Genomic DNA, 25,593 nt, shown 5'->3' on the forward strand with positions numbered 1-25,593 from the left:
GCTTGATCCGGCCCGCGTCTCCCCGCACTGTCGGGCCATGGCGAAGATCGAACAGCTCTGGACCTGGCCCGTGAAGGGCCTGAACGGCGTGTCGCTCGAACGGGCGGAGCTCTCGGCGGGCGGCTGCATGCCGGACGACCGGGCGTTCGGGATCGCACGCGGCTCGGCCATGGCCGCCGACCGGGATCTCGCAGATTTCGGCTGGAAGGACTTCGTCCAGCTCAAGAACACGCCGAAACTGGCGACACTGGTGGCCGAGTACGAGCCGGACGGCCAGGTGCTGACGCTGAAGCGTCAGGGCCGGCAGGTGGCGCGCGGGGCGCTGTCGCAACCCATCGGCCGCACCCTTATCGACCAGTTTCTTGCGGCCTATCTGAAGGATGAACTGAACACGCCGCCGAAGGTCGTCGGCGGCGACGGACAGACGTTTTCCGACGCCCGCGCGCCGGAACTCTCGATCATCAATCTGGAGACGCTGCGCGACATCGAGCGCGTGGCCCGAACGACCGTCGACCCGCGGCGGATGCGCGGCAATGTCTATATCGACGGCCTGCCGGCCTGGGCCGAGTTCGACCTCATCGGGCAGACGGTGAAGGCGGGCGGGACGACGCTGGAAATCACCATGCGGATCGACCGCTGCGCGGCGACTCATGTCAATCCGGACTCGGCGGAGAGCGACCTTCAGCTTACCCGCGTCCTCAAGGGTGGTTTCGGCCATCTCGACTGCGGCGTCTTCGCCGTGGTGAGGCAGGGTGGCGCCATCGCCGTCGGCGACAGCTTCGGATAGTCGCGCCGGTTTCCCCGCCGTCGCGATGGACCTTCCCGCAAGCGCGCTACATCATGCGGGTCACACGGTCACCCTGGGGAGGACACCGCATCATGAAAATCTATCACGCGCCGAATTCGCGTTCGGTCCGCATCGTCTGGCTGTTCGAGGAACTCGGCCTCGACTACGAGCTCGAACTGTTCAAGCTGGGCGACAAGGCCATGCGCACGCCCGAATACCGCGCCAAGCATCCGATGGGCCGCGTGCCGGCGCTGGATGACGGCGACGTCACGATCTTCGAGAGCGGCGCCATCGTCGAGTACGTCCTGACCAAGCATGCCGGCGGCCGCATGAAGCCTGCGCCGGATTCGCCCGAATTCGCCAACTACCTGCAGTGGTTCCACTATGCCGAGGGCATGATCATGCCGCCGGTGAACACCATCGTCGTGGAGACGATGTTCCTGCCGCCGGAGCGCCGCAACGAGGACAATGTGAACCGGGCCAAGAAGCTGCTCGGCAACATGCTGGGCGCGATCGAGCTGCATCTGGCGGGCCGCGAATGGCTGGCCGGCGAGTTCTCGGGCGCCGACATCATGTGCGGCCATGCCTGCGTCGTCGGCGGCCGTCTCTCCGGGGCGATCGACGACAAGCCCAACGTCACCGCCTATATCGAGCGCATTCAGGCCCGGCCGGCCTGGCAGCGCGCCCAGGCGGTCGGGAAGTGATCCGGTGAAGATCGACCGCACTGTCCGCACCGACCTGGACAAGGTGCCCGGCGAAGTCCGCGAGGCCGAGGCGCTCGGCCATGACGGCATCGCCACCGCCGAACTTGCCAACGACCCCTTCCTGGCGCTGGTGCTTGCCGCCGAGCATTCGGAGAAGGTGGAACTGGCGACCGCCATCGCCGTCGCCTTCGCCCGCAGCCCGATGACGCTGGCCATCCAGGCACACGATCTGAACGCCTACTCGAAGGGGCGGTTCATCCTGGGCCTTGGCAGCCAGATCAAGCCGCACATCACCAAGCGGTTCTCCATGCCCTGGTCGGCGCCGGCGGCGCGGATGAAGGAGCTGATCCAGGCGGTGCAGGCGATCTGGGCCTGCTGGTATGACGGCGCGCGGCTGGACTTCCACGGTGAGCATTACACCCACACGCTGATGACGCCGATGTTCACGCCCGACAACACGCAGTACGGCAAGCCGAAGATCTTCCTCGCCGCGGTCGGGCCGAAGATGACCGAGACGGCGGCGGAAGTCGCGGATGGCCTGCTGGTGCACGCCTTCACCACCCCGTCCTACTTCCGCGAGGTGACGGTGCCGACAGTGAAGAAGACCATGGAGGCGGCGGGCCGGAAGCGGGCGGATTTCGAGTTCAGCCTGCCGGTCATGGCGGCCATTGCCACGAATGACCAGGAACTGGAGAAGGCCCGGTTCTCGCTGAAGAAGCGCATCTCCTTCTACGGCTCGACGCCGAACTACAAGCCGGTGCTGGACCATCACGGCTGGGGCGATCTGCAGCCCGAGCTGAACATGATGTCCAAGCAGGGCCTCTGGGACGAGATGGCCCACAAGATCCCCGACGAGGTGCTGGACACCTTCGGCATCGCCGGCACGCCGGCGCAGGTGACGGACTGGGTGATCGAGAATTTCGGCGGCGAACTCGACCGGGTGACGGTCGACGTCACGGCCAACGGGCCGGACGAGGCGAAGGAGCTGATGGCGAAGCTCAGGGCCGCGTAGTAACCTCCCACTCGGGCGTACACTCAGGCGGGGATTTCTCATGTTCAAGGTGTTGTCCATAGACGGCGGCGGTATCCGCGGCGTCATTCCGGCACGTATTCTGGTCGAGGTCGAAGAGCGCGCAGGCAAGCCGATGGCCGACATGTGCGACCTGTTCATCGGCACCTCGACCGGCGGCATCATCGCCGCCGGCCTGACCGCGCCGGGCAACAAGAAGGCGAAGCCGAAATTCTCGGCCGCCGACATGCTGGCGCTCTATGTCGACCGCGGCCACGAGATCTTCCACCGCTCCCTATGGGACGGCGTCACCAATATCGGCGGTCTTACCGACGAACTCTATGACGAGGCGCCGCTGGAGAAGCTGCTGAAGAAGTATCTCGGCAACACGACCCTGCGCGACTGCCTGAAGCCCGTCGTCATCACCGCCTACGACATCGAGCGCCGCGAGCCCTACCTGTTCAAGACCCGCCGCGCGCTGGAGGAGGACGAACGCAACCACTACATGCGCGACGCGGCCCGGGCGACCTCCGCCGCGCCGACCTATTTCGAGCCGGAAGTCGTCAAGAGCCTGTCGAAGCCGGCGGTCAGCCGCGCGCTCGTCGATGGCGGCGTCTATCTGAACAACCCCTCGCTCGCGGGCTATTTCGAGGCGATCTCGATGGGCCAGAAACACGACGACCTGCTGGTCGCGTCCTTCGGCACCGGCATCGCGACGCGGAAGATTCCGTTCGAAGACGCCCGCGACTGGGGCAAGCTGGGCTGGGTGCAGCCGATCATCAGCGTGATGATGGACGGTCAGGCCGACAGCGCCGATCACCATCTCGGCCTGACGCTGTCGTCCAGCGGCGCCGATCAGCGCTATTTCCGCTTCGACAAGGAACTGCGCGACGGGCTGGACGACATGGACGCGGCCAACCGGTCCAACATCCTCGGCCTGCTGAGCGAAGCCGAGGCGATCATCGACAGGCAGGGCGCGGAGATCGACAAACTGGTCGAACAACTGCTCAAATAGCGGGATGAAGATACGCTCCGCCGAGATCATCCCGCTTTCGATCCCTTTCACCGACGGCAGCCGCGGCACCGGCCTGATGCCGTCGAAATGGACCCATCTGGACGTGGCGCTTCTGAAGCTCACGACAGAGGACGGCATCACCGGCTGGGGCGACGGCTTCGCCTATCACTGCCGCCGCGCGACCATCGCCGTGCTGGAGGACATGGTGCTGCCGCATGTCGTCGGCGCGGAGATCGACGACATCCCCGCCTTCAACCGCATGCTGCAGCAGCGGCTTCACCTGCACGGCCGCTACGGCATCACCATCTTCGCGATCTCGGCGGTCGATATCGCGCTCTGGGACATTGCGGCCAAGGAGAGGGGGGTTCCGCTCGCCGCCCTGCTGTCGGAGACGCCGAAGAAGTCGATCCCCGCCTATGCCAGCCTGGTCCGCTACGGCGATCCGGCGCAGGTCGCCGACTATGTCCGCGACACTGTGGCGAAGGGCTATGGGACCGTGAAGCTGCACGAGATCGCGCTCGACTGCATCGAGGCCGGCGCCGCGGCGGCGGGCGAAGGCGTGCGGGTGACGACCGACGTCAACTGCAACTGGTCGCTGGACGAAGCGCACCGGATGATGCCGGAGATGAAGCGGCTCGGCCTCTACTGGGTCGAGGAGCCGGTCTTTCCGCCCGATGATGCCGACACGCTGCACGATCTGCAGCAGACTTATGGCGTCTCCATCGCCAGCGGCGAGAACGCCTGCACCCTGACCGAGTTCCGGCGCACCATCCCGAAGATCGACTTCGTGCAGCCCAGCGTGATCAAGACCGGTGGCGTCACCGAGATGGCGGCCATTCTGGACGCGGTTGCCGAGGCCGGCCGCACGGCGATGCCGCACTCGCCCTATTTCGGGCCGGGCTACTGGGCCACGGCGCAGGTGATGGCCGCGAAGCCCGCCGCAGGGCTGTTCGAGTATTTCTGGATCCGGCCGGAAGCCTTCATCGATCCGTCGATCCCGTTGCCGGAGAGCGGCGAGATCCTTCTGCCGCAGGGTCCCGGTCTCGGCTTCGAACCGGACCCGGACGTGCTGGCGAAATACCGGATCGACTGACCGTCAGCCGACCGGCACGTCCACATTGCCGATATGGTCGCTGATGGCGCGGGTGCATGTGTCTGCGCCGAGGTGATCACGGCGGCCGATGATGACGTGGCGGACCGTCTCCCCCTGGTCGACGAACAGCATGACCACGCACCCGGCACTGACGTAGCGCCACATGGCGTGTCCGTTCTCCCGCCAGACCGCTGTCGGCGGACCCATCCAGTAGGCGATCCGGCGCGCCGGCAGCCCGACCAGGGCGCTGGGTGCGACTTCGGGCAGGGGCCGGTTGGCGGTTACGGCCGGTTTCGCGCGCGGCAGCTCAATGGCTGCCGGGCCGCGGTCGGGCGGCGGCTGACGGGAATGCAGCGCTTCCTCGAGCTGTTCCGGCCGGTCGATGCGGAAAGGCAACTGCTCCAGCGCCGAGCTGAGAAAGGCTGGCACCTGGCCGTCGGCGCAGGCGCCGCTCAGCAGAAGGAAGATGGCGGCAAGTACTGGCCGCCCGGCCGAACGCACGCGTGGTCAGCCGGCGGCGCGGGACCGGACGATTTCCGGTTCGATGGAGGTGATCTCGCCGTCGATGCGGCCGCCCGGCTCGATCTCGATCTCGGCGTAGCTGATGCGCCCGTGGACCCGGCCGCTGGCCCGGATCACAAGCCGGCCGCGCACGGTCATCTCGCCGTCGAAGCGGCCCTCGACCTCGGCCTGTTCGACTTCGGCCGTACCCGTCAGCGTGCCCGATTGCGTGATGGTGAGCTGCTTGCAGTCCGCCAGCGTCGCATCGGCGCTGCCATGCACCATCAGTCGCTCGCAGTCGGCGATTTCGCCCTTGAGATTGATTTCCCGGCCGATGACCAGGGTCTTGGCGTCAGCGGTCATACCGGCTTCCCCCTTGTTCCGCCCGTCGTCCTCGCGCCGTCTGGCCAGCTCGGGACTGAATGCGGTCGGTTTCGCCTTCTTCAGTGGCAGGACACCCCCCTCATCGGGTGTTCCGCCGCCTTCCTCATGCGGTTGCTTGCGTCCGAACATGGTCATGCTTTCCGTCAGGCGCCCTTGCGGACAAGCCCCCCATCGGCAGGCGGCAGTTTTCCGCGCCGCTGCAGCCCCTTGAAAATATGCACCATCATGGCGACTCCCACCACCGGAACGAGGAGATTCAGGAAGGGGATGGTGAATCCGAGCGCGATGGCGATGCCGCCGAGCAACACCGACGCGGAGTTGCGGCGGCGCGCGTCGTAGACCTCTCCCGGCTTCAGGTGGCGGTAGGCGACGAGTTCGAAATACTCCCGGCCCAGCAGCCAGCCATTGACCAGAAAGATCAACAGCAGAATCGGCGGAAAGAAGATGCCGACCAGGTAGAGCGGCACCAGCACGATGTTCACGACCATCACCAGCGCGGTGAACTGGACGGCGTTCCAGATCGCGGGACCCATCGGCGGTTCCTGACCGGGCAGGTCCGCCGGGTAGTGGCGCAGTTCGACAACCTGTGCGGCGCGGTCCAGGAACAGGCTGGCGATGCCGGTTACGATGGCCGGGAACAGGATGTACATAAGCCCGCCGACGCCGATGGTGGCGCCCACATCGGCGACATTGATCAGCCAGCCCTCGACCCAGCCGAGATAGGTCACCAGAACGTAGTCGGTGATGAAGTAGGCCGCGATCAGGGCCAGCACGACCGCTACCATCGCGAACAGCAGCGAGCGCCACATCACGCTGCGAAGCTGTCCGTCCGCGGCGAGCTGGCCGAAGCCCTTCAGCGCGCCGTTGATCACCAGTCCGATCATGCAGCGGGCCCGCGCGGGTCGACCGGTTTCGTGAAGGCGCGGCCCGAGGCCTGCTCGTACATCTCGGCGATGGCCAGGACGCTGTCCTCGCCGCGCTGCGGGCCGACGATCTGCAGACCGGCAGGCAGGCCGCCCGCCATCAGGCCGCAGGGCACCGAAATCGCCGGACAGGTCGTGATGGTGATGGCGAAGGTCATGATCAGCCAGCTTATGTAGCTATCGAACTTCCTGCCTTCCAGTTCTTCCAGATAGCGGATGTCGCAGTCGAAGGGCGGCGTGTTGACCGTGGGCGTGACGAAGGCGTCGATCTCGTCGAACTGCGCCTGGAAGCGGTGGAACAGGTCGGCGCGGGTGCGTTCGGCCCAGCCGATATCCGCAGCCGTCAGCGCCAGGCCCTTCTCGATGTTCCAGATGACTTCCGGCTTCAGCTTGTCGCGGTCGGTCTCCAGCAGCGGCCCGTAGGCGGCGGCGAACTGCGCCGCGCGCAGGATCTGGAAGACGGGTTCGGCGCAGGAGAAATCCACCGTGGAGTCGACGATCTCGGTGCCCATGTCGCGGAAGTGCTGCATCGCGGCCTCGGTCGCCGCGCGCACGTCCGGATGGATCGGGGAGATGCCCATGTCCATCGAGAAGGCGATCCGCTTCGGCGGCCAGGGCGTTGGCCACCGCCTGCTGATAGGGCACGGCCGGGGCGGGCAGCGAGATCGGGTCCTTCGGCTGGTGGCCGACCAGCGTGTCCAGAAACAGCGCAACGTCGGCGACGCTGCGCGCCATGGGGCCCTGCACCCCGTTGGGCGCGAAGGGCAGGCGGCCGGGGCCGTAGGGCACGCGGCCCGGGCTGGGCCGCAGGCCGACGCAGCCGGCGAAGGACGCCGGGATGCGCAGCGAACCGCCGAGATCGCTGCCCTGGGCCAGCCAGACCTCGCCAGCCGCCACCGCGACGGCGGAGCCGCCGGAGGAACCGCCCGGCGTCTTGTCGGTGTTCCAGGGGTTACGCGTGACGCCGAAGACGTCGTTGAAGGTCTGCGCGCCGGCGCCGAATTCGGGCGTGTTCGCCTTGCCGGTCACCAGCCCGCCGCGCTCCTCGATCCGCAGCACCATCGCATCGGACCGCTTCGGAATGTTGTCGGCATAGACGGTCGAGCCGAAGGTCGTGCGCACGCCCTCGACCTCGGTCAGGTCCTTGATCGCCACCGGAAGGCCATAGAGATGGCCGGGACCGGGGTCGTCGGGCGTCTTCAGACGCTTCGCATGGTCGCGGGCCCGGTCGAAGCAGACCGTTGGCATGGCGTTGAGGGCCCCGTCGACTTCCGAATGCCGCGCCTCGGCGGCATCGACCAGTTCCAGCGGGGTGATGTCGCCGGCCTTCAGGCGTGCGACGGCTTCGGTTGCGCTCAGCGCGATCAGTTCATTCATGGCAGGCGGAGTTTGCGTTGACGGTATGACGGTGTAAACCAGCCCCGCTGCGCAAGTCGAGGAGAGAACCGCATGACCGCCACCACGCATGATGTCGTCGCTCTGGGAAACGCGATCGTCGATGTGCTTTCCGAAAGCGATGACGCCTTTCTGGACCGGCACGGTCTGGCGAAGGGCGGCATGCAACTGGTCGACGAGGCGCAGGCCAGGGCGCTCTACGGCGACATGGGGCCGGGCGTCGAGCGCTCGGGCGGTTCGGCGGCGAATACCGCGGTGGGTATCGCCGCGCTGGGCGGGAAGGCGGCCTTTGTCGGACGCGTGCAGGACGATCAGCTGGGGGAGGTCTTCACCCATGACATCCGCGCGGCCGGTGTGACCTTCGATCCGCCGGCGGCTCAGGCCGGCCCGGCGACCGCGCGCTGCCTGATTCTGGTGACGCCGGACGCGCAGCGGACCATGAACACCTTTCTGGGCGCCAGCGCCGAGATGGGCCCCGACGATGTCGATCCGGATCTGATCCTCTCGGCGCAGGTGACCTATCTCGAGGGCTATCTCTGGGATCCGGAGCCTGCCAAGGCTGCTTTCCGCAAGGCCATGGAGATCGCCAAGGCGGGCGGGCGCAAGGTCGCGCTGAGCCTCTCCGACAGCTTCTGCGTCGACCGGCACCGTGCCGAGTTCCGCGAACTGGTCGCCGGTCCCGTCGACATCCTGTTCGCCAACGAGGCCGAGATCTGCTCGCTCTACGAGACGGAGGATTTCGACCTGGCCGCCGAGCAGGTCCGCCACGAGGCGCCTCTGGCCGTGCTGACCCGTTCGGAAAAGGGCTGTGTGATCGTCACCGAAACCGAGACCCAGATGATCGGGGCGAAGGCGCCGGAAAAGCTGGTCGACACCACGGGCGCGGGCGATCTCTTCGCCGCCGGCTTCCTGTTCGGTCTGACCCAGGGGCGAGACCTGGCCACCTGCGGCCGTCTCGGCGCCATCGCGGCGGCCGAGATCATCGGCCACTACGGCGCGCGGCCGGAGGCCGACCTGAAGGCGCTGATCGGCGGAGTTCTGACGGTCGGGCTTCCATTTACCGGACACCGCTTCCGCCAGATTGTCGTGACTATGCGCGGCTGAACGCGTTCGGCGAACTCAAACGCATTGACAATACCGGTATAATTACTTAATTTTACCGATATCAGCCTTGGCGCGGCCCATTCTGGTCTGAACCAGAACCCGCGCCGGCCTTTTCGGGTCAGCGGCTGAACCCGGATGGCCGGCCTCATCGGCGCGCTCGCGCGGACCCTGCCTCCCTCACCAGACATATCCCCATTCGGAGAATCCCATGAGCGACTCTGTCGATCAGGCGTTCGAGAAGGAGTATGCCAGCAGTGTCCATATCGCCTACCAGCGGCAGGGCACGAAGCTGCGCAACACCGTCCGGACGCAGAACAAGGTGAAGGGCTCGTCCTGCGTGTTCCACAAGGTGGGCAAGGGCGCGGCCTCGACCAAGGCACGGCACGGCATCGTACCGACCATGAACGTCTCCCACGAGGCCGTGGAGTGCTTCCTGAAGGACTTCTACGCCGGTGACTGGGTGGACAAGCTGGACGAACTGAAGACCAACGCCGACGAGCGTCAGATCCAGGCCAATGCCGGCGCCTACGCGCTGGGCCGGAAGACCGACGAACTGATCATCGCAGAGATGGACAAGTCCACCAACCTGACGGCGACCACCACCGGCGGCCTGACCAAGGCCAAGGTGCTGGAGGCCTTCGAGGCGATGGGCGAGGCCGACGTGCCCGACGATGGCGAACGCTATGCCGTGGTGGGCTGGAAGCAGTGGTCGGACCTGCTCGACATCGCCGAGTTCGCCAATGCCGACTATGTCGGCACCGACCAGCTGCCGTGGAAGTCGACCCAGGCCAAGCGCTGGCTGGGGACGCTGTGGTTCCCGCATTCCGGCCTGACCGTGGACGGCTCGTCCAAGCGGCTCTGCCACTGGTACCACCGCACGGCCCTCGGTCACGCCATCGGCGCCGATGTCGACACCGACATCACCTGGCACGGCGAGCGCGCGGCGCATTTCGTCAACAACTACATGTCGCAGGGCACCGTCCTGATCGACGGCCAGGGCATCGTCACCATGCCCTGCGAAGAGTCCTGAGGAGGCGGCTGACATGGCTTTCAGCATCGAGGAACTGGAACGCATGGCCGGCGGCGGCGCCGGCTTCGCCCAGTGGGGCTACGTCACCGCCGCCGACGATCTCGCGGCGGTCTGCACGGCCGGCTACTTCGACGAGGCGCGCGACATGCTGCGGGTCGACGACTGGGTCTTCATCAAGGCCAGCGACGGCAGCGGCATCGCCATCGTCAACGCCAATGCCGGCGGCACGGTCGACCTGACCGACGCCACCGTCATCGGCGGCAGCGACACGGCGTAACGGAAACCGGCCTTTCCGCTCCAACCCGCCCCGGGGCTTGACCCCGGGGCCCAGCCTGGCGTTGCCGCTGCACTGGGTTCCGGGGTCAAGCCCCGGAACGGGTGGGAGTCTGTGTTCAATCTCCCGGATCAAGGACCCCGCCCATGGCTCTCAACCGGATCCAGCTCTGCTCGCGTGCGCTTCTGAAAGTCGGCGCGAGTCCCATCGCCAGTTTCGGGGACGGCACGGCGGAAGCCGAGGTCGCTTCGCTGCTCTACGGCGTCACCCGCGACGCACTGCTCTCCGGGCACCCCTGGTCCTTCGCCACGGCGCAGATCGCGCTGGCGAAGCTGACCGCGAAACCCGTCGCCGATTTCGACGCCGCCTTCGCCCTGCCGGCGGACTTCCTGCGCGTGCTCTCGGTTGGCGCGGGCGGATCGGGCCGGGGCCGCGGCATCGCCTACCGCATTCACGAACGGCGACTGCACGCGAATGCCGACGGCGTCACCCTGACCCATGTCTTCCGGCCCGACGAGAGCGCCTTTCCGCCCTTCTTCGATCAGGCGCTGATCGCGCGGCTGGCGGCCGAGTTCTGTCTGCCGCTGACGGAGAACACGTCGCGCACCGAGGCGCTGACCAAGGCCGCCGAGCTGGAATTCGCCCGCGCCCGCACCGTTGACGGCCAGCAGCAGACGCCGCAGGCGATCGACGGCTTCAACCTTATCGACGCGAGAGGGTAGGCCGATGCCGAGACGCACCGCCTTGCAGCAGTTCAGCTTCACCAACGGCATGCTGGACCCGTCCCTGGACGCCCGTCAGGACCTGAAGGCCTATTACGCCGGCGCGCGCGACCTGACCAACATGCTGGGCCTCGCGCAGGGCGGGGTCGAAACCCGCGGCGGCTTGCGCCATGTGGCCGAGATCCTGCCGCCCGAAGGCGAGCCGAATATCCGCCTCGCGCGTTTCGCCTTCTCCTTCGAGACCACCTATCTGGTGGCCTTCTCGCACCAGAAGGTCCAGATTTTCGCGGGCGATGCGCTGGCCGGACTCGTGGCCGAAGGCTACGATTCCGCCGAACTGCCCGACCTCGCCTGGACCCAGAGTCTGGACACCATGATCCTGGTGCATCCCGATCACGCGCCGAAACGGCTGGTCCGGCTTGGCGGCGGCGCGAGCTGGGCGGTCGAGGACCTGCCGCTGACAAATGCGCCGACCTTCGCCTTCGGCGCCCCGACGGCGGGATCGGCGACGCCGGACGGCACCAGCGGCAACATCGCAATCATAACCTCCGAGAGCGCCGACTTCGGCGATGTGAGTTTCGATCCCGGTGACCCGGGCTGGTGGATCCGCATCAATGACGGGCTGGTGCGGCTGACCGAAAGGACCGGCGCCACGACGCTCCGCGGCGATGTGATACACGAGCTCGACGGAACGGATGCCGCCGAACCCGGTCTCTGGTCGGTCGAGGAGGACGCCTGGTCCGATCAGCGCGGCTGGCCGCGCTCGGCGCATCTGTTTCAGGGGCGGCTCTATTTCGGTGGCACCGCCACGCGTCCACAGACCGTCTGGGGCAGCCGGGCGGGGCAGTTCTTCGATTTCGGCTTCACCGCCGACGGTTTCGACGACGAGGCCGTGGAGATGACGCTGGACAACGATCAGGTCGCCTCGGTCGAGCAGCTTTTCGCGGCCAACGAGTTCTTCGCCTTCACCTCGGGCGGCGTCTTCGCCAATGGCGAGACCCCGGTGACGCCGGAAAACTTCTTTCTGGAACGTCACAGCGAACTGCCTGCCGCGCGGCTCAGGCCCGTCGAGATCGACGGCGCGGTGGCCTTCGTCCGCCGTGGCGACGACGGTGCGCGCGCCACTTGCAACGAGCTGATCTTCGACGAGGTGCAGCAGCAGTTCGTGGCCCAGGACCTTGGCCTGCTGGCCGGCGGGTTGATCGACGGTCCGGTCGAGATGGCCGCGCGGCTGGGTCGCTCGTCGGACGCCGCGAATCATCTCTTCCTGGTCAATCAGGACGGCTCGGTTGCGGTGCTGAACACACGGCGCGCGCAGAAGATTGCCGGATGGACGCGCATCGTCCCGGCGGCGGGCGGCAAGGTCCGTTCTATCGCCACGGTGGGCGCCGATGTCTGGTGTCTGGTCGAGCGCGAGATCGGCGGCCAGGCCCGCTGCCTGATCGAGAAGCTGGACGATGCCTGCCGGCTGGACTCGGCGGTGGCGGCAACGCCGGTTGGCGCCACGCCGACGGCGCAATGGTCGGGGCTGGATCTGCTGGAGGGCGAGACCGTCCGGCTCTGTGGCGACGGCATGGATCTCGGCGAAGCTGTGGTGAGCGGCGGCGCGGTCGCAGTGCCTGCGGCGGTCTCGGAACTCATGGCGGGTTTCGCCTTCGACTGGTCGGTCGAGACCATGCCGATCGAGGCGCAGCTGACCGACGGCACGCTGATCGGCAACCGCCACCGTCTGATCCGGGCGACGGTCCGCGCCGGCTACGCCACCCGCTTCGATGTCAATGGCCGCGCCGTTGCCAGCGTCGGCATGGACCTGGAAAGCTTCGATACGCCGCCCGTCCGCTTCGCCGGACTGCGCACGGTCCGGTTCCTCGGCTGGTCCGGCGCCCGCGACGGCGTCGGGGCCTGCGTCCGCATCGCCGGCCGGTCCACCGATCCGGCCGCCATTCTCTCGGTCACCACGGAGGTCGCACAGTAATGGGACAAGCCACCCCCTTCGCCATGCTCGCCCTGTCCGGGCTCGGCACAGCCCAGTCCATGAGCGAGGCGCAGCGCCGCCGCCGCATCGCCATGGCGAACAGCCGAACTCGATCAGGCGCGCTCGAACCTCGAGCTGGCGCAGCAGCGCCACGGAAGCGCCTTCGGCCTCGGCAAGAAGCTCTCCGAGCAGGCCGTGCAGGGCAGTGCCCGCGGTGTCGCGCAGACTTCCGGCTCTTTGATGCGTCAGGCACTGATCGCCAGCCGTCAGGCGCGGCGGCAGGCGGGGCTGGCGCAGGGTGCGGCCGCGCTCCGCGACGCCGGGATCCAGCTCGCCGACGCCGATGCCGCCGGACGGGCCGGCGCCGCCTCGACCCGCGCGCTGATCAGTTTCGGCGAGAGCGCGGTGCGGCATGGCTCCAGTGTGATTGGCTGACCTTCCGCCTTGGCTTTTGACGCCGCCGCCCCCGGTGATATAAGCGGCGAAGCTTTCAGGCGGCCCGTCCGGGCCGGTGGTCAATCAGCCAATCTACGAGGTGGGGGTTATGGACAAGATCAAGGTGAAGAATCCGGTCGTCGAACTGGATGGGGACGAGATGACCCGGATCATCTGGGACTTCATCAAGCAGAAGCTGATCCTGCCCTATCTCGACATCGACCTGCACTATTACGATCTTTCAGTCGAGGAGCGCGACCGCACCGACGACAAGATCACCGTCGACTGCGCCGAAGCGATCAAGAAGTACGGCGTCGGCGTGAAGTGCGCGACCATCACCCCCGACGAGCAGCGCGTCGAGGAGTTCGGCCTGAAGCAGATGTGGCGCAGCCCGAACGGCACCATCCGGAACATCCTGGGCGGCACCGTCTTCCGCGAGCCGATCATCTGCCAGAACGTCCCGCGCCTGGTGCCGGGCTGGACCGATCCCATCGTCATCGGCCGTCACGCCTTCGGCGACCAGTACCGCGCCACCGACTTCGTCGTGCCGGGCCCGGGCAAGATGACCGTGAAGTGGGAAGGCACCGACGGCCAGACCATCGAGCGGGAGGTCTTCGACTTCCCGTCGGGCGGCGTCGCCATGTCCATGTACAACCTGGACGACTCGATCCGCGACTTCGCCCGCGCCTGCATGAACTACGGCCTGAACCGCGGCTGGGACGTGTACATGTCCACGAAGAACACGATCCTGAAAGCCTATGACGGCCGCTTCAAGGACCTGTTCGAGGAGGTGTATCAGGCCGAGTTCAAGGACGCCTTCGACAAGAAGGGCATGATCTACGAGCACCGCCTGATCGACGACATGGTCGCCTGCGCCATGAAGTGGTCCGGCAAGTACATCTGGGCCTGCAAGAACTACGACGGCGACGTGCAGTCCGACACCGTGGCCCAGGGCTTCGGCTCGCTCGGCCTGATGACCTCGGTGCTGATGACGCCGGACGGAAAGACCGTCGAGGCCGAGGCCGCGCACGGCACCGTCACCCGTCACTACCGCATGCACCAGCAGGGCAAGGAGACCTCCACCAACCCGATCGCGTCGATCTTCGCCTGGACCCGGGGCCTCGGCTACCGCGGCCGCATGGACGACACGCCGGAGGTGGTGAAGTTCGCCGAGACGCTGGAACGTGTCTGCGTCGAGTCGGTCGAGGCCGGCCAGATGACCAAGGACCTCGCCATCCTGATCGGCCCGGACCAGCCCTGGATGACCACCAACCAGTTCCTCGACGCCCTCGACCAGAACCTGCAGAAGGCCATCGGCTGAGGCAGCTTCGACAACTGAACGCCGAAGGCGGCGCCGGAGAGATCCGGCGCCGTTTTCGTTTGGATCCTGTTGCATTCTCCTGCAGCCTCCATTAATTTACCTTTCAGTTAATTAATGGAGGCTGACATGCCCGAACCAGGCCCCGAATACGCCCGGGCCCGCGCCGCCCTGCTGGAGGCCGAGCTCGCGCTCCGCGACCAGGCCGAAAACGTGGCGCAGATGCGGCGCGATCTGCCGCCGGGCCCAGCTGTCGATGATTATGTCTTCGAGGAAGTGGCTGGCGGAACGGTGCGCGAGGTGCGGCTACGGGATTTGTTCGCCGCGGGCCAGGACACGCTGATCGTGATCCATCTGATGTACGGGAAGGCGCAGACCAGCCCCTGTCCGATGTGCGCCATGTGGGTCGACACCTATGACCGCGCCCAGCCTCATGTGGCCGAGCGGGCCGGGATGGTGCTCTCGGCGGCGGCGCCGGCCGCTGACCTCGCCGCGCTGGCCGAAGCCCGGGGCTGGACGAACCTCCGGATGCTGTCGGCGTCCAAGACCGGTTTCAACGCGGACTTCGAGGTCGAGGACGAAGAGGGCAGCCAGTCGCCCGGCATCAGCGTCTTCGCCCGCGGCGCAGACGGCGTGATCCGCCATTTCTATACCGGCTACGCCAACCCGAAGCCGGGCGAATACCGCGGTCTCGATCTGCTCTCGCCGGTCTGGAACCTGCTCGACCTGACACCCGCCGGCCGTGGCGACTGGATGCCGGGCGGGATGTAGACGGGCTCAGGCGCGGCGGGCGATCCCGCCGAGCAGCATGTCCAGGGTGTCGTCGACGATAGCCTCGGCCGGCTTGGCGGAGATGAACCGGCCGCCGTCGGGGCGTCCGAGGATGCCGGCCAGCCCGTGCAGGGCCGTCCAGACGCCGATCGCCAGTTCGTGCAGGTCGCCGGTGCGGATCTCGCCCAGCCGCTGGCCCTCGTCCAGGGCATCCTTCAATTGACCCAGCGCCCCGACGCTGGCCTGGAACGCCTCCGGGTTCCGGTCCGGATCGAAGCCCCGGTGCATGGCGGCGTAGAGCACGGGGCGGCCGGTGGCGAAGCGGACATAGGCGCGGCAGCCGGTGCGGAACCGGGTCGCCCAGTCCTTTGCCCGCGAACCGGCTACCGCCGCGGCGATGGCCCGGCGCTGCTCGGCGAAGCCATGGGCGGCGATGGCCGCGATGAGCGCCTCGCGGTCGTCGAAATGCATGTAGGGCGCGTTGTGGCTGACTCCGGCCTCGGCGGCGAGCTTGCGCACACTCAGGCCGTCCAGCCCCTCACGCTCCAGCATCTCCGCGCCCAGCCGGACCAGATCCTCTCGCAGGCCGCCGCGGTGATAGGCCTTCGCCTTCGGCATATTGACACTGCCCATTTCTGCCCATATTGTCACTGTCAATATCATCGCGCGGCATCGCATGCCTTTCAAGGGAGACTTCCATGAGCGCGCCTTTCCCCAACCATCCGCAACTGCAGGGCAACTACGCGCCGCTGCGCATGGAGGCCGATGCGCCCGACCTGATCGTCCGCGGCGAGCTGCCGCCGGAGCTGAACGGCGCGCTCTACCGCATCGGGCCGAACCCGCAATATCCGCCGCGCGACCGGAATCATCACTGGTTCGCCGGCGACGGCATGGTGCACGGCTTCCTGTTCCGGGAAGGCCGGGTCGACTATCTGAACCGCTGGGTCAGGACGCCGAAGTTCGAGACCGAGCGCGCGGCGGGCAAGGCCATGTTCGGCACCTTCGGCAATCCGATGACCACGGATCAATCCGTCGTCGGCCAGGACTCCGGCCTCGCAAACACCAACATCGTCTTTCATGCGGGCAGGCTGATGGCGCTGGAGGAAGCCCATCCGCCCTTCGAGCTGGAGACTGGCACGCTGGCCTCGAAGGGCTACTGGACCTTCGGCGACAGGATGGCCGGCAACCGCATGACCGCGCATCCGAAGATGGATCCCGAGACCGGCGAGATGCTGTTCTTCGGCTACTCCACCGGCGGTTACTTCACCGATCGGATGACCTTCAACGTCGTCGGACCGGACGGCGCCATCAGCCGCGCCGACGAGTTCAAGGTGCCCTATTCGGCCATGGTCCACGACTTCCTGGTGACCCGCGACCACGTCGTCTTCCCCATCCTGCCGCTGACCGGCAGCCTGGAGCGCGCGATGAGCGGCCAGCCGCCCTTCGCCTGGGAGCCGGATCAGCCCGGCTGGCTCGGCGTACTGCGCCGGGACGCGCCGGTGGATGACATCAAGTGGATCGAGATCCCGCCCTGCTATGTCTTCCATCCGATGAACGCCTATGATGCGGGCGGCAAGATCGTGGCGGATGTCGCGACATACGAGGCGGCGCCGCTCTTTCCGCTCGCCGACGGCACGCCGGGCGATCCCGAAAAGGCGACGGCGCACATGGCCCGCTGGGAAATCGACCCGGCGGCCGGGACGGTCAGCGAAACCGCGCTGGACGACCGCGTGGCCGAGTTCCCGCGCTTCGACGAACGCCGCGCGGGACTGGACTACCGCCATGGCTGGTTCGGCGGCGTCGAGCGGCGCAACCGTGGCGACCGCGGCAACTGGACCGAGATCGTGCATCTGGACCTGGAAACGGGGCGGCGGGCCATCTGGTCCGACGGCGAGGCGCACCACGTCTCGGAACCGGTCTTCGTCCCCCGGATGGAAGATGCGGCCGAGGGCGATGGCTGGGTGCTGTTCACGGTATTCCGCGCCGAGGAGAACCGGAGCGATCTGGTCGTGCTGGATGCGATGAACGTGGATCAGGAACCCGTCGCCGTCTGCGAGGTGCCCCACCGCATTCCGCACGGCTTCCATGGCAACTGGGTGGCCGCCTGATACGCCCTGCCGCCCCCGGGTCAGACCCGGGGGCCTGAGCTTGCCGTTGCCTGGGCGGTGCCGGGTACCACCATGAGGTCCGCGGACCAGGCCCGCGGACGGCAGCGTCTCTCTCTGCGTCCCGGGCTTGACCCGGGACCCATTCCTGAGCGTTTCCGCCGCCGCTGATCGGCCATCAGCGCTCCGGCATGGGCCCTGGATCAAGTCCAGGGCGCATCCGCCATCTAACCCAGCGTCGTCTGCAGCCCGTCGCCGCCATTGCCCGAATTGCGGTCGCTGAAGGCCAGCAGGGCGCGGCGGCCGGAGCGGCGGGCGCGCAGGTTGCGGATGCGGGCCTCGTTCTGCGCTTCCAGCCGCGCGGCTTCACGTTCCTCGCGCTCGCGCGCGTCGTCCAGCGCCGAGGTGTCCGGCTCGGGTACTCGGGGATTGGGAAAGAAACCGCCCATCGTCATCTCCTTCGTCCTTGGGGTGGCAATGGAGGCGATGGTGACCGCGCCGGGCCTAAGCGTTCCGGGAAATGTCAGTCGGCGGCGAGAAAGTCGGGCGGGGCCGGCGGTGCGTCTTTCAGATATTTCTCGCCGCCCTTCAGTGGCGTCAGGCGGCGCGCGACGAGCCCCTCCGGCTCGCAGAGTTCGGCGGTCATCGAATACCCGGTCAGTTCCAGCTTCAGGAACCCGAGCGACGGATGGCCAACGCCGACATTCAGGCCGGACTTGTAGGCGGTAGCCGGCGCCCAGAGCCAGCGGACGCCGCCGACATCGATGTCGAGATACTTGTGCAGATGGCCGCTGGCGACGAAGCGGACGCGGTGGCGGCGGAACAGGCTGAAGGTGCGCGCCCTGACACCCGCGGGCAGGAAGATGGATCGCGGCCGCCGCCCGTCCAGTTCGCGCGGAAAGAAGAGCGGCTTGTGGGTGAAGATGCCGACGGGCCAGCCCGCCGCGGCCTCGAGTTCGTCCGCCAGCCAGGCCGCCTGCTCTGCTTCGCGGGCGAGGCCGGTCCCCAGCACCTGCGCATTGAGGCCGATCAGCCGCCAGTCCCCGGCGTCGAAGGCCCAGCGGTCCGTTCCGACAGCGCGGGTATAGCGCGCCAGCCGCGCCTCGGTGGTCGGCTGGTCCAGCTGCATGAAGCCCGGCTCCTCGCCGATATCGTGATTGCCGGGCAGCACGCGCAGCGGCGCCTCGATCAGGCGCATCATCTCCATGGAGAAGCTCAGGTCCCGTTCGCGGTCGGCGCCGTTGATCGACAGATCGCCGGTATGGATGACCAGATCGGGCTTCCAGGCGTTCACCGCCTCGGCGGTGCGCCGGAAGTTCTCGACGAAGAAGCCGTGGCGGTCGCTCAGATGGGTGTCGGAGATCTGGGCGATCCGCACCGCGCCCTCAGCCCTTGCGGTCGTACATGTCGAAGATCGAGACGATGCCCGCCGTCTGCCCGCCCTTGATCGCCGAAGGCACGATGATCGGCGTCTTGATGCCGGCGTCGTACCAGGCCTCGATGCCTTCCATCACCCGGCTTTCGGGGCCAGACAGCGTGGTCGAATCCAGCCACTCGTCTGTCAGCACCGAGGGGATGCGGTCCAGATCCTTCGCCGCGATCGCCGCCTCGACATCCGCCATCTCCTGCTCGAACCCGGCCGCCTTCCAGTAGTTGCGGTAATTGGGCAGCAGCACGTAGCGGCTCAGCGTCTTGCGGTGGACGTTCCGCGCCGCGTCGACGTCGTCGTCGATAACGGTAGGCACCATCGCCGCGGTGGAGAAGGCGTCCTCCGAGGTCTTCGGCCGGGCGGCGAGCTGCTTCTTCACCGTCTCCCGCGGACCGTTTGCCCAGACGCAGCCGTCGCCGACCTCGCAGGCCAGATCCAGCATGCGGTCGCGCAGGGTGGCCAGCACGATCGGCGGCAGCGGCCCGACCTCGTTCTCGGCGGACCGCATCTCGGCGACGTAATCGCGCATGTCGGAGACCGGGCGTCCGGTGTTCTTCACGCCGTAGCGGTCCAGTGCGGGCGCGTGGCTGATACCGATGCCGAGGCGGAAGCGACCGTTCGAGATCTCGTGCATGAAGGCGGCATTGTCCGCCAGCAGCCGCGCCGACTGGAAATAGATCGGCTGGATCGAACTCCCCACCGTGATGCGGCTGGTCTCCTGCAGCACCGCCTGGCAGAAGGGCAGACAGGCCGAGACGCTGGTGACGAACACGCCCTCGAATCCGCGCTGCTCGACCTCCTTGGCGTATTCGATCATCCGCGCACGCCGCCCCGGCAGCGCCGCAATCGCCAGCGCCGGTTTCCTGCTGCCCATCTCGTCCTCCCCGTCTGTGACGCGGCAGAGCTTAGAGAAAAATCCGCAGCCGAGAAATAAGCCGGCACGCATTGCCGGTGCGCCAGTAATTTTACCGAATACCGGACAATGCAGCAGCGGAGCAGGTCATGAGCGACGAACACGTCGTCATCAACAGCGGGACGCCATGGGTCAGCTATGCCGGCGATGGCGCGATCACCCGTTTCGACTTCACCTTTCCCGTCCTGGAGGCGGCCGATCTCGGCGTCTGGGTGGACGGATCGAAACAGACGCCGGGTGTGGACTTCACCGTCGACGGTATCGGCGCCTCCGGCGGCGGAAGCATCGACTTCGCCTCGGCGCCGGGCGCGGGGACGACGGTCGTGATCCTGCGCAGTCTGCAGATCGCGCGCACGAGCGACTTTCTGGCCGGCAGCGCACTCCGGGCGGTGGCGCTGAACACCGAGCTCGACCGGCTGACCATGATCGGCCAGGAACTGCAGGCCGAAGCCGGTCGTGCGCTCAGGATCCCCGGCCACGACGCGGCAGCCATCGGCCCCTTGCCCGAACGCGCCGCCCGGGCCGGCCGTGTGCTGGCCTTCGACGACGAGGGTGCGCCGGTCGCCGGCCGCAGGAGCGCCGAACTCGACAGTCTGATCGCCGTCGCAGGGGCGGAAGCCGGTGCATCGGCCGCGGCAACCAGCGCCGAGGCGAGTGCGGCCGCCGCTGCCGACAGCGCCGCCGATGCGGCGGCTGCCGTCTCGGCGGTCGACGCCGACGGGATCGGCGCCAACCAGCAGGCGGCCGTGATGCTGTCGGCGGGTCAGCTGCCGCCAAGTTACCCTGCCGTGCCCGTCCTTGCCCATGGCCGCGAGTTGCTCACCTTCGACCCGTCGGCGGGCACCCTGCATCACCTCTACCGGCCGACGGATTCCGGCCGCTGGCATGTCCATACAGGCGCGTCCGGCGATCTCTGGGTCGATCTGCGGATGCTCGGCCAGGGGCAGGAATTCCGTGCCTATGTGCGGCATGGCGGCAGCGGGAACATCGTCGTCGATCCGGGGACCGGTCACGGCGGGACCGCCAGCGTCATCGGACCCTTCCTGGCCGGCGAGAAGTTCCGCATCGCGCCTGGCGAATGCATCCGCGTCGCCTGCCGCGCCATCAACGGCGCCGGCAACATGATCGCGGACGTGATCGAATACAGCTTCCGCCCGGCGGTGCATCAGGTCGGCGGCTCGTCCCGCCTGATCGAGAACGAGATCGGCCTGTATGACGGCGTCTCCTATCACAACCCGACCGCCGAACATGCACCGCTGACGCTGCCGTCGGGCTTCATGATCGCGACCGATGCGACGCTCAGGAACTTCTCGTTTCCGCAGCTTTCGGCCGCTTTCAAGGGCGCGGGTTCAGTCGCGCCGCCGCGCATCCAGCTGCCGGACCGAGAATACGCGATCAGCGGCAATGCCGGCCCCTTCACCGTCGGCGAGGAGGTCCATGTCGAGGGCTCCGGCACGCGGCGGCTGCGCGTCGCCTACCGTCTGAACGATCCGGGCCGGATCGGGCTCGAACTGATCGCCGGCGCCCTGCCGGTCGAGGACGAGACCATCACGGGCCAGACCTCGGGGGAGACGGCGACGGTCGGCGCCGGCACGACCCAGGTTTCCGACCTGCCCGCTGGCGCCATCGAACTGCTGGCCCACAACCCCCATGCCTCGGGGATCGATCTCCGCGTGCAGTGGTTCAACCTGGAGAAGATCTGATGCTGCTGACCAATGAACGGAACCGCGAGACCGGCACGCCGCCCGCCTTCGTCTCGCATGTGCTGGTGCTGGGAGATTCGATTGCGTCCGCCTTCCGCTTCGGACCCGCCGGCGGCGCGCTGCTGAAGGAGATCGGCGCGCTCTCCGGGCTCGCCGGGGAATGCGCGCTGGTGAATGCGGGTTTCGGCGGACTGAAGCTGATGGACACCGCCGGAGCCGCGCGGTTTCTCGACTTCGCCACCCTTGGCGAGGCCCAGGCGCTGACCGATGCGAAGGCGATCATGGGCAACTTCCCCGCCGTCGACGCCGCCGTGATCAGCCTGGGCGTCAACGACCTGGGGCAGGTTGAACCGGCGCCGGGTGCGATTGCGGGCTATGACGCGGCGAAGGCGCAGGCCGGCCTCGAGGCGCTGATCGGCGAGATCCGGGTCGAGAACGGCAACAACGGCTATGCCGGACCGACGCTGCCCGTGATCCTGCTGATTCCGGGCCGCGATCTTTCCACCGCGACCAAGGGTGGCGCCGGACAGGTCTGGCGGCGGGCGGCGCTGGCCGTGGCGGCGGCGGACGCGCACTGTCATCCGCTCGACTATCACGATGTCGATCTGGCGGATGGCGTCCATCCGTCGGCAGCCGGCTACATGGCGCTCGGCCGCCGGGCGGGGCGGCTGGTGGCGAAGCATGCGCATGGGGCCGCCGTCGGCGGGCCGCCGGTCATCCAGTCCATCGCGCGCGTCGACGATGTCAGCCTGGACATCACCTTCACCGTGCCGTCGGGCGACCGGCTGCTGCAGGCCAGCCACCCGAGCGGCTGGCGTGTCGAGAATGCGGCGACGGCGGAACAGCTTCGCATCGCGCGCCTCGACTGGACGGCCGCCAACCAGGCGCGGCTGGTGCTGCATGACGGCTGCGGCGGCGCCTTCCGTCTGTTCGCGCCCTGGGATCTGGTCGAGGACTACCGGCCCGAGGGCCTGATCCGCACGATCGAGGGCTCGGACCTGCACGGTCCCGGTTTCGTCCTGCAGAGCTTCGAGGGGGTGACGCCTTGACGATACGGGCAGGCCGCAACTGGTCGGTGCCGATCCCGGTGGTGCTGTTCCTGATCGGTTACGGCGTCGGCGGGGTCTGGTGGGGCGGCAGCATGAATGCGCGGCTCGGAAGTCTGGAACAGGCTGCCGCCACCCAGCAGCAGGTGCGCGAACTCAGCGCCCAGGTCGCCGGGCTTCGGCGGGACGTTGCCGACAACATCGTCATTCGCCGGCGCATCTGGGACCGCATCGAGCGGCTGGAACGGACCACGGCCGTGGTCGACGAGCGGACGCGCGGCATGAACGAGACCATCGTCCGCATATACAACGAACTGGTGAAATCGCGGGAGGGCGGACAATGAGCTGGCTGGGCGATCTGATCGGCGGCGGCGTGGTCACCGCTGCCGAGGGCGTGGCCGGGATCGTCGACCGTTTCGTCGAGACCGATGACGAGAAGCGGGTCGCCGAAATGCTCCGCACGAAGATGCTGATGCAGCCGTCGCTGGTCCAGACCGAGCTGAACAAGGTCGAGGCCGGACACCGTTCGGTCTTCGTGGCCGGCTGGCGGCCCTTCATCGGCTGGGTCTGCGGTCTGGCGCTGTTCTACAACTTCGTCGCCCGCGACCTGCTGGCCTGGGCGATCCTCAACAGCGGCGTCCAGGCTTCCATGCCGCCGGATCTGGCCATGGAGGAACTGATGACGGTCCTGCTGGGCATGCTGGGCCTCGGCGCATTCCGGACCGCGGAAAAGATGACGGGGCGGGCCCGCTAGTCTACGGTTAACTGTCCGTTCATGCGGAACGGTCTAGTAAGCCGTTGGAATGCGAAACCTGTTGATGAGCGAGGACGACGGCGATCCGCGGCCCGGTCCCATGGGGCCGAAGACGCAGGAGTTGCTGGATTACTGGAACGGCCTCCGGGGCGACCGCGAAATGCCGTCGCGCAAGGAGATCGATCCGGTCGATCTCCGCCGTCTGCTGCCGCACATCATGATCACCGAGATCGAACCCGATACCGGCCGGTTCCTGTTCCGCCTGGTCGGGACGCGCGTCACCGTCATGTACGGCAACGACAACACCGGAAAGTATCTCGACGAGGTCTATTTCGGCCGACACCGGGAGGCGATCACCCGGTCCTACGTCACCGCATACGAGACCCGCGCGCCCCATCACTGCTGGATGAAATTCACCAACCGCGAGGGGCTGGAATTCGACATGGAGCGCCTGATCCTGCCGCTGTCCAGCGATGGCCAGCGGGTCGACAAGCTGATCAGCCTGCTGGATATCCACGAGAATCAGCCCCGCTGACACGGCCTTATTTCGGCGCAGCATCCCAAACCCGGTTATCATGGCTTCAAAGCCCGGCACGAAACGGGCGCTGGGGGGAAATGCGCATGCCCGATCGCGACGCGATTCTGAAGCAGGTCTATCAGGCCGCCGGCGACACGAAGAAGCTGTCCGAGAGCTACAACCAGTGGGCGGAAAGCTATGACGCCGACCTGGCGGCAATGGGATACCGCTATCCCTTCATGATCACCGGCACGCTGGGCCGCTACGTCGCCCGGCTGGATGCGGAGATCCTGGATGCCGGCTGCGGCAGCGGGATGATCGGCGAGGCGCTCTATCTGGTCGGCTACCGCAATCTGAGCGGCATCGATATCTCCGACGGCATGCTGACGCGGGCGGCGGAAAAGGGCGTCTACAAGGATCTGAGGCGGGGCGTGCTCGGCGAGACGCTGCCCTATGGCGACAGCAGCTTCGACGCCGTGGTCAGTTCGGGCGTCATGACGATCGGCCACGCGCCGCCCGAATGCCTGCTGGAACTGGCCCGGGTGGTGAAGTCGGACGGCTACTTCGTCTTCACCATCGTCAAGGAAAGCTGGGCCGGGGGATACCGCGACGTGGCGGAACGCCTGTTCGCGGAGCGGGTCATGACCCCGGTCTACAACACCCGCCGCTTCGTCGTGCTTCCGGGGGCAAGGGCGGAAGACCGGACCGAGGCCCGCGTCCACGTCATGAAGAAGCTTTGAGGCGGCTCACTCCACCAGGATGGGCGTGAAGCCGAAGACGGCCTCGGTCGCGGTATCGACGGAGACCTCGACCCCGCCGACGTCGCGGGCGCCCATCACCTGCAGCCGGGTGACGTTGCGCAGCAGCTTGCCGTCGCCGCCGCGCAGGGGCTTGTCGATGATGAATTCGTGGAAGTCGCCGTGCACCAGCAGCACCGGCTTCCCGAAAGCCGCCGCACCCTCGGCCAGCGCGGCGATGGTCGTCTTGAAGCCGGAATTGCTGTAGTCCCAGCTCTTCTCCACCTCGAACATCGGGTTGGCGTGGAAGATCACAACCATCGCGCCGGCCTTCATGTCCTGCGCCTCGCGGAAGGCGGCGGCCAACCAGGCCAGATTGGCCGCATCGCGCCGGAGAAACTCCTCGACCGAGGTGGCGTTGCGCTCCATGCCGTTGTTCGAGCCGACCACATGGGCGGTGACGAACAGCACGTCGTCCTGCCGCCACACGGCGTTCTCGATCAGCCCGTCGCCGACCGGCGTGTCGGCCTGACGGCGATAGGGCCTGGACGTCCGGCCCAGGCTCTTCGCCTCGGCGAAGAACATGCGCCGCAGCGCCGACAGCCGCTCCAGCGGATCGTAGCCGCCGGCGGCCTCGCGGTGGCAGTCGGTCCACTCATTGTCGCCCGGCGTGTAGAACAACGGCTGATCGAAGCTCATGAACTGCCGGTGGATCTTCTCGAAGGCGGCGTCGGAACATTCGCTGCCGCCGGACTTGATGTCGCCGACATGAACCGAGAAGGCGGGCTGCCGATCGTTGATCCTGCCGATCAGCCGGTCGAACTTCTCGTAGTCGCCGGGCAGGTTGTAGGGCAGGTCGCCCATGGCCACGAAGCGGAACGGCTCGGCGGCCGCGGCGGACAGCCAGACGGTCATCGCCGCGAGAACGGGCAGGATCAGCGTCTTCATC

General features: G+C 67.3%; 29 protein-coding genes and 1 pseudogene. 20 read left to right on the top strand and 10 right to left on the bottom strand.

Going from position 1 to position 25,593, the window contains the following annotated elements:
* The first annotated feature begins 37 nt into the window (after positions 1-37).
* The 5 genes from ACMVY4_RS07890 to ACMVY4_RS07910 all read left to right on the top strand — a co-directional run bounded on the left by ACMVY4_RS07890 (position 38) and on the right by ACMVY4_RS07910 (position 4,608).
* Positions 38-787, top strand: a complete 750-nt coding sequence (locus ACMVY4_RS07890) for an MOSC domain-containing protein (protein WP_416899614.1) — start codon at positions 38-40, stop codon at positions 785-787.
* A 92-nt stretch (positions 788-879) separates the two neighbouring features.
* Positions 880-1,491 (top strand): glutathione S-transferase family protein, encoded by a 612-nt coding sequence (locus ACMVY4_RS07895; RefSeq protein WP_416899615.1) that lies wholly within the window; start codon positions 880-882, stop codon positions 1,489-1,491.
* A gap of 4 nt (positions 1,492-1,495) precedes the next feature.
* Positions 1,496-2,503 carry a TIGR03617 family F420-dependent LLM class oxidoreductase gene (locus ACMVY4_RS07900; RefSeq protein WP_416899616.1) on the top strand — a complete coding sequence of 336 codons (1,008 nt, stop codon included), beginning with the start codon at positions 1,496-1,498 and terminating at the stop codon, positions 2,501-2,503.
* Positions 2,504-2,543: 40 nt separating this feature from the next.
* Positions 2,544-3,515, top strand: coding sequence for a patatin-like phospholipase family protein (locus ACMVY4_RS07905; RefSeq protein WP_416899617.1), 972 nt, complete (start codon positions 2,544-2,546; stop codon positions 3,513-3,515).
* A 4-nt stretch (positions 3,516-3,519) separates the two neighbouring features.
* The gene (locus ACMVY4_RS07910) at positions 3,520-4,608 is read left to right on the top strand and encodes a mandelate racemase/muconate lactonizing enzyme family protein (protein WP_416899618.1); all 1,089 of its coding nucleotides are present in this window, start codon (positions 3,520-3,522) and stop codon (positions 4,606-4,608) included.
* 3 nt (positions 4,609-4,611) lie between these two features.
* Here ACMVY4_RS07910 and ACMVY4_RS07915 read toward each other — a convergent pair whose 3' ends face one another.
* From ACMVY4_RS07915 to ACMVY4_RS07935, 5 genes and pseudogenes are all read right to left on the bottom strand, one after another.
* Entirely contained in the window at positions 4,612-5,109 is a 498-nt protein-coding gene (locus tag ACMVY4_RS07915; RefSeq protein WP_416899619.1) for a hypothetical protein, read from the bottom strand.
* 6 nt (positions 5,110-5,115) lie between these two features.
* Positions 5,116-5,622: a bactofilin family protein gene (locus tag ACMVY4_RS07920; protein ID WP_416899620.1), complete on the bottom strand. Its 507-nt coding sequence runs from the start codon at positions 5,620-5,622 to the stop codon at positions 5,116-5,118.
* 14 nt (positions 5,623-5,636) lie between these two features.
* On the bottom strand, positions 5,637-6,377 hold the full coding sequence (locus tag ACMVY4_RS07925; RefSeq protein WP_416899621.1) for an EI24 domain-containing protein: 741 nt from the start codon (positions 6,375-6,377) through the stop codon (positions 5,637-5,639).
* Complete coding sequence (locus ACMVY4_RS07930) at positions 6,374-7,003, bottom strand: amidase family protein (RefSeq protein ID WP_416899622.1); 630 nt, start codon at positions 7,001-7,003, stop codon at positions 6,374-6,376. The genes ACMVY4_RS07925 and ACMVY4_RS07930 overlap by 4 nt, the downstream gene beginning before the upstream one ends.
* A 91-nt stretch (positions 7,004-7,094) precedes the next feature.
* Positions 7,095-7,883 (bottom strand): annotated as a pseudogene (locus ACMVY4_RS07935) (amidase); the annotation flags it as partial.
* Here ACMVY4_RS07935 and ACMVY4_RS07940 point away from each other — a divergent pair.
* From ACMVY4_RS07940 to ACMVY4_RS07975, 8 genes are all read left to right on the top strand, one after another.
* Positions 7,866-8,915, top strand: a complete 1,050-nt coding sequence (locus ACMVY4_RS07940; protein ID WP_416899623.1) for an adenosine kinase — start codon at positions 7,866-7,868, stop codon at positions 8,913-8,915. The pseudogene ACMVY4_RS07935 and the gene ACMVY4_RS07940 overlap by 18 nt on opposite strands.
* Positions 8,916-9,123: 208 nt before the next feature.
* Positions 9,124-9,945 carry a phage capsid protein gene (locus tag ACMVY4_RS07945; RefSeq protein WP_416899624.1) on the top strand — a complete coding sequence of 274 codons (822 nt, stop codon included), beginning with the start codon at positions 9,124-9,126 and terminating at the stop codon, positions 9,943-9,945.
* Positions 9,946-9,958: 13 nt separating this feature from the next.
* On the top strand, positions 9,959-10,222 hold the full coding sequence (locus tag ACMVY4_RS07950) for a hypothetical protein (protein WP_416899625.1): 264 nt from the start codon (positions 9,959-9,961) through the stop codon (positions 10,220-10,222).
* A gap of 143 nt (positions 10,223-10,365) precedes the next feature.
* Positions 10,366-10,941, top strand: a complete 576-nt coding sequence (locus ACMVY4_RS07955; RefSeq protein WP_416899626.1) for a hypothetical protein — start codon at positions 10,366-10,368, stop codon at positions 10,939-10,941.
* 4 nt (positions 10,942-10,945) lie between these two features.
* Entirely contained in the window at positions 10,946-12,916 is a 1,971-nt protein-coding gene (locus ACMVY4_RS07960; RefSeq protein ID WP_416899627.1) for a hypothetical protein, read from the top strand.
* 240 nt (positions 12,917-13,156) lie between these two features.
* Positions 13,157-13,351, top strand: a complete 195-nt coding sequence (locus tag ACMVY4_RS07965; RefSeq protein ID WP_416899628.1) for a hypothetical protein — start codon at positions 13,157-13,159, stop codon at positions 13,349-13,351.
* A 109-nt stretch (positions 13,352-13,460) separates the two neighbouring features.
* A complete protein-coding gene (locus tag ACMVY4_RS07970) occupies positions 13,461-14,672 on the top strand; it encodes an NADP-dependent isocitrate dehydrogenase (RefSeq protein WP_416899629.1) in 1,212 nt (403 codons plus the stop codon).
* Positions 14,673-14,798: 126 nt separating this feature from the next.
* On the top strand, positions 14,799-15,440 hold the full coding sequence (locus ACMVY4_RS07975; RefSeq protein ID WP_416899630.1) for a DUF899 family protein: 642 nt from the start codon (positions 14,799-14,801) through the stop codon (positions 15,438-15,440).
* A 6-nt stretch (positions 15,441-15,446) separates the two neighbouring features.
* Here the strand turns inward: ACMVY4_RS07975 and ACMVY4_RS07980 are convergent, their stop codons facing one another.
* Entirely contained in the window at positions 15,447-16,058 is a 612-nt protein-coding gene (locus ACMVY4_RS07980) for a TetR/AcrR family transcriptional regulator (RefSeq protein WP_416899631.1), read from the bottom strand.
* An 80-nt stretch (positions 16,059-16,138) separates the two neighbouring features.
* On the opposite strand from ACMVY4_RS07980, the gene ACMVY4_RS07985 reads away from it, so the two are divergent.
* Positions 16,139-17,548, top strand: coding sequence for a carotenoid oxygenase family protein (locus ACMVY4_RS07985; RefSeq protein WP_416899632.1), 1,410 nt, complete (start codon positions 16,139-16,141; stop codon positions 17,546-17,548).
* A 224-nt stretch (positions 17,549-17,772) separates the two neighbouring features.
* Here ACMVY4_RS07985 and ACMVY4_RS07990 read toward each other — a convergent pair whose 3' ends face one another.
* From ACMVY4_RS07990 to ACMVY4_RS08000, 3 genes are all read right to left on the bottom strand, one after another.
* On the bottom strand, positions 17,773-17,994 hold the full coding sequence (locus tag ACMVY4_RS07990) for a hypothetical protein (protein WP_416899633.1): 222 nt from the start codon (positions 17,992-17,994) through the stop codon (positions 17,773-17,775).
* A gap of 74 nt (positions 17,995-18,068) precedes the next feature.
* A complete protein-coding gene (locus ACMVY4_RS07995; RefSeq protein WP_416899634.1) occupies positions 18,069-18,923 on the bottom strand; it encodes a metallophosphoesterase family protein in 855 nt (284 codons plus the stop codon).
* 7 nt (positions 18,924-18,930) lie between these two features.
* The gene (locus ACMVY4_RS08000; RefSeq protein ID WP_416899635.1) at positions 18,931-19,848 is read right to left on the bottom strand and encodes an LLM class flavin-dependent oxidoreductase; all 918 of its coding nucleotides are present in this window, start codon (positions 19,846-19,848) and stop codon (positions 18,931-18,933) included.
* A gap of 128 nt (positions 19,849-19,976) precedes the next feature.
* Here ACMVY4_RS08000 and ACMVY4_RS08005 point away from each other — a divergent pair, with 128 nt between their 5' ends.
* The 6 genes from ACMVY4_RS08005 to ACMVY4_RS08030 all read left to right on the top strand — a co-directional run bounded on the left by ACMVY4_RS08005 (position 19,977) and on the right by ACMVY4_RS08030 (position 24,647).
* Positions 19,977-21,590 (top strand): phage tail fiber protein, encoded by a 1,614-nt coding sequence (locus tag ACMVY4_RS08005; RefSeq protein WP_416899636.1) that lies wholly within the window; start codon positions 19,977-19,979, stop codon positions 21,588-21,590.
* Positions 21,590-22,639 carry an SGNH/GDSL hydrolase family protein gene (locus ACMVY4_RS08010; RefSeq protein ID WP_416899637.1) on the top strand — a complete coding sequence of 350 codons (1,050 nt, stop codon included), beginning with the start codon at positions 21,590-21,592 and terminating at the stop codon, positions 22,637-22,639. Before ACMVY4_RS08005 ends, ACMVY4_RS08010 begins: the two co-directional genes overlap by 1 nt.
* On the top strand, positions 22,636-22,980 hold the full coding sequence (locus ACMVY4_RS08015) for a hypothetical protein (RefSeq protein WP_416899638.1): 345 nt from the start codon (positions 22,636-22,638) through the stop codon (positions 22,978-22,980). Before ACMVY4_RS08010 ends, ACMVY4_RS08015 begins: the two co-directional genes overlap by 4 nt.
* Positions 22,977-23,390 (top strand): 3TM-type holin, encoded by a 414-nt coding sequence (locus ACMVY4_RS08020; RefSeq protein ID WP_416899639.1) that lies wholly within the window; start codon positions 22,977-22,979, stop codon positions 23,388-23,390. The genes ACMVY4_RS08015 and ACMVY4_RS08020 overlap by 4 nt, the downstream gene beginning before the upstream one ends.
* A gap of 64 nt (positions 23,391-23,454) precedes the next feature.
* A complete protein-coding gene (locus ACMVY4_RS08025) occupies positions 23,455-23,925 on the top strand; it encodes a PAS domain-containing protein (protein WP_416899640.1) in 471 nt (156 codons plus the stop codon).
* Positions 23,926-24,011: 86 nt separating this feature from the next.
* Positions 24,012-24,647: a class I SAM-dependent DNA methyltransferase gene (locus tag ACMVY4_RS08030; protein ID WP_416899641.1), complete on the top strand. Its 636-nt coding sequence runs from the start codon at positions 24,012-24,014 to the stop codon at positions 24,645-24,647.
* 6 nt (positions 24,648-24,653) lie between these two features.
* Here the strand turns inward: ACMVY4_RS08030 and ACMVY4_RS08035 are convergent, their stop codons facing one another.
* Positions 24,654-25,592, bottom strand: a complete 939-nt coding sequence (locus ACMVY4_RS08035; RefSeq protein WP_416899642.1) for a metallophosphoesterase — start codon at positions 25,590-25,592, stop codon at positions 24,654-24,656.
* Position 25,593: the final 1 nt, after the last annotated feature.

The organism is Minwuia sp., assembly GCF_048007105.1.
Classification (GTDB): domain Bacteria; phylum Pseudomonadota; class Alphaproteobacteria; order Minwuiales; family Minwuiaceae; genus Minwuia.

Bases quoted from the DNA above. Each gene is read 5' to 3' on its own strand.
- ACMVY4_RS08025 (WP_416899640.1), top strand. From the start codon at position 23,455: ATGAGCGAGGACGACGGCGATCCGCGGCCCGGTCCCATGGGGCCGAAG.
- ACMVY4_RS07950 (WP_416899625.1), top strand. From the start codon at position 9,959: ATGGCTTTCAGCATCGAGGAACTGGAACGCATGGCCGGCGGCGGCGCC.
- ACMVY4_RS07975 (WP_416899630.1), top strand. From the start codon at position 14,799: ATGCCCGAACCAGGCCCCGAATACGCCCGGGCCCGCGCCGCCCTGCTG.
- ACMVY4_RS07920 (WP_416899620.1), bottom strand. From the start codon at position 5,622: ATGTTCGGACGCAAGCAACCGCATGAGGAAGGCGGCGGAACACCCGAT.
- ACMVY4_RS07930 (WP_416899622.1), bottom strand. From the start codon at position 7,003: ATGGACATGGGCATCTCCCCGATCCATCCGGACGTGCGCGCGGCGACC.
- ACMVY4_RS07990 (WP_416899633.1), bottom strand. From the start codon at position 17,994: ATGGGCGGTTTCTTTCCCAATCCCCGAGTACCCGAGCCGGACACCTCG.
- ACMVY4_RS08020 (WP_416899639.1), top strand. From the start codon at position 22,977: ATGAGCTGGCTGGGCGATCTGATCGGCGGCGGCGTGGTCACCGCTGCC.
- ACMVY4_RS07945 (WP_416899624.1), top strand. From the start codon at position 9,124: ATGAGCGACTCTGTCGATCAGGCGTTCGAGAAGGAGTATGCCAGCAGT.
- ACMVY4_RS07925 (WP_416899621.1), bottom strand. From the start codon at position 6,377: ATGATCGGACTGGTGATCAACGGCGCGCTGAAGGGCTTCGGCCAGCTC.
- ACMVY4_RS07890 (WP_416899614.1), top strand. From the start codon at position 38: ATGGCGAAGATCGAACAGCTCTGGACCTGGCCCGTGAAGGGCCTGAAC.
- ACMVY4_RS07980 (WP_416899631.1), bottom strand. From the start codon at position 16,058: ATGCCGAAGGCGAAGGCCTATCACCGCGGCGGCCTGCGAGAGGATCTG.
- ACMVY4_RS08010 (WP_416899637.1), top strand. From the start codon at position 21,590: ATGCTGCTGACCAATGAACGGAACCGCGAGACCGGCACGCCGCCCGCC.
- ACMVY4_RS07970 (WP_416899629.1), top strand. From the start codon at position 13,461: ATGGACAAGATCAAGGTGAAGAATCCGGTCGTCGAACTGGATGGGGAC.
- ACMVY4_RS07895 (WP_416899615.1), top strand. From the start codon at position 880: ATGAAAATCTATCACGCGCCGAATTCGCGTTCGGTCCGCATCGTCTGG.
- ACMVY4_RS08030 (WP_416899641.1), top strand. From the start codon at position 24,012: ATGCCCGATCGCGACGCGATTCTGAAGCAGGTCTATCAGGCCGCCGGC.
- ACMVY4_RS07965 (WP_416899628.1), top strand. From the start codon at position 13,157: ATGCGTCAGGCACTGATCGCCAGCCGTCAGGCGCGGCGGCAGGCGGGG.
- ACMVY4_RS07940 (WP_416899623.1), top strand. From the start codon at position 7,866: ATGACCGCCACCACGCATGATGTCGTCGCTCTGGGAAACGCGATCGTC.
- ACMVY4_RS07985 (WP_416899632.1), top strand. From the start codon at position 16,139: ATGAGCGCGCCTTTCCCCAACCATCCGCAACTGCAGGGCAACTACGCG.
- ACMVY4_RS07910 (WP_416899618.1), top strand. From the start codon at position 3,520: ATGAAGATACGCTCCGCCGAGATCATCCCGCTTTCGATCCCTTTCACC.
- ACMVY4_RS08005 (WP_416899636.1), top strand. From the start codon at position 19,977: ATGAGCGACGAACACGTCGTCATCAACAGCGGGACGCCATGGGTCAGC.
- ACMVY4_RS08035 (WP_416899642.1), bottom strand. From the start codon at position 25,592: ATGAAGACGCTGATCCTGCCCGTTCTCGCGGCGATGACCGTCTGGCTG.
- ACMVY4_RS07905 (WP_416899617.1), top strand. From the start codon at position 2,544: ATGTTCAAGGTGTTGTCCATAGACGGCGGCGGTATCCGCGGCGTCATT.
- ACMVY4_RS07955 (WP_416899626.1), top strand. From the start codon at position 10,366: ATGGCTCTCAACCGGATCCAGCTCTGCTCGCGTGCGCTTCTGAAAGTC.
- ACMVY4_RS08000 (WP_416899635.1), bottom strand. From the start codon at position 19,848: ATGGGCAGCAGGAAACCGGCGCTGGCGATTGCGGCGCTGCCGGGGCGG.
- ACMVY4_RS07960 (WP_416899627.1), top strand. From the start codon at position 10,946: ATGCCGAGACGCACCGCCTTGCAGCAGTTCAGCTTCACCAACGGCATG.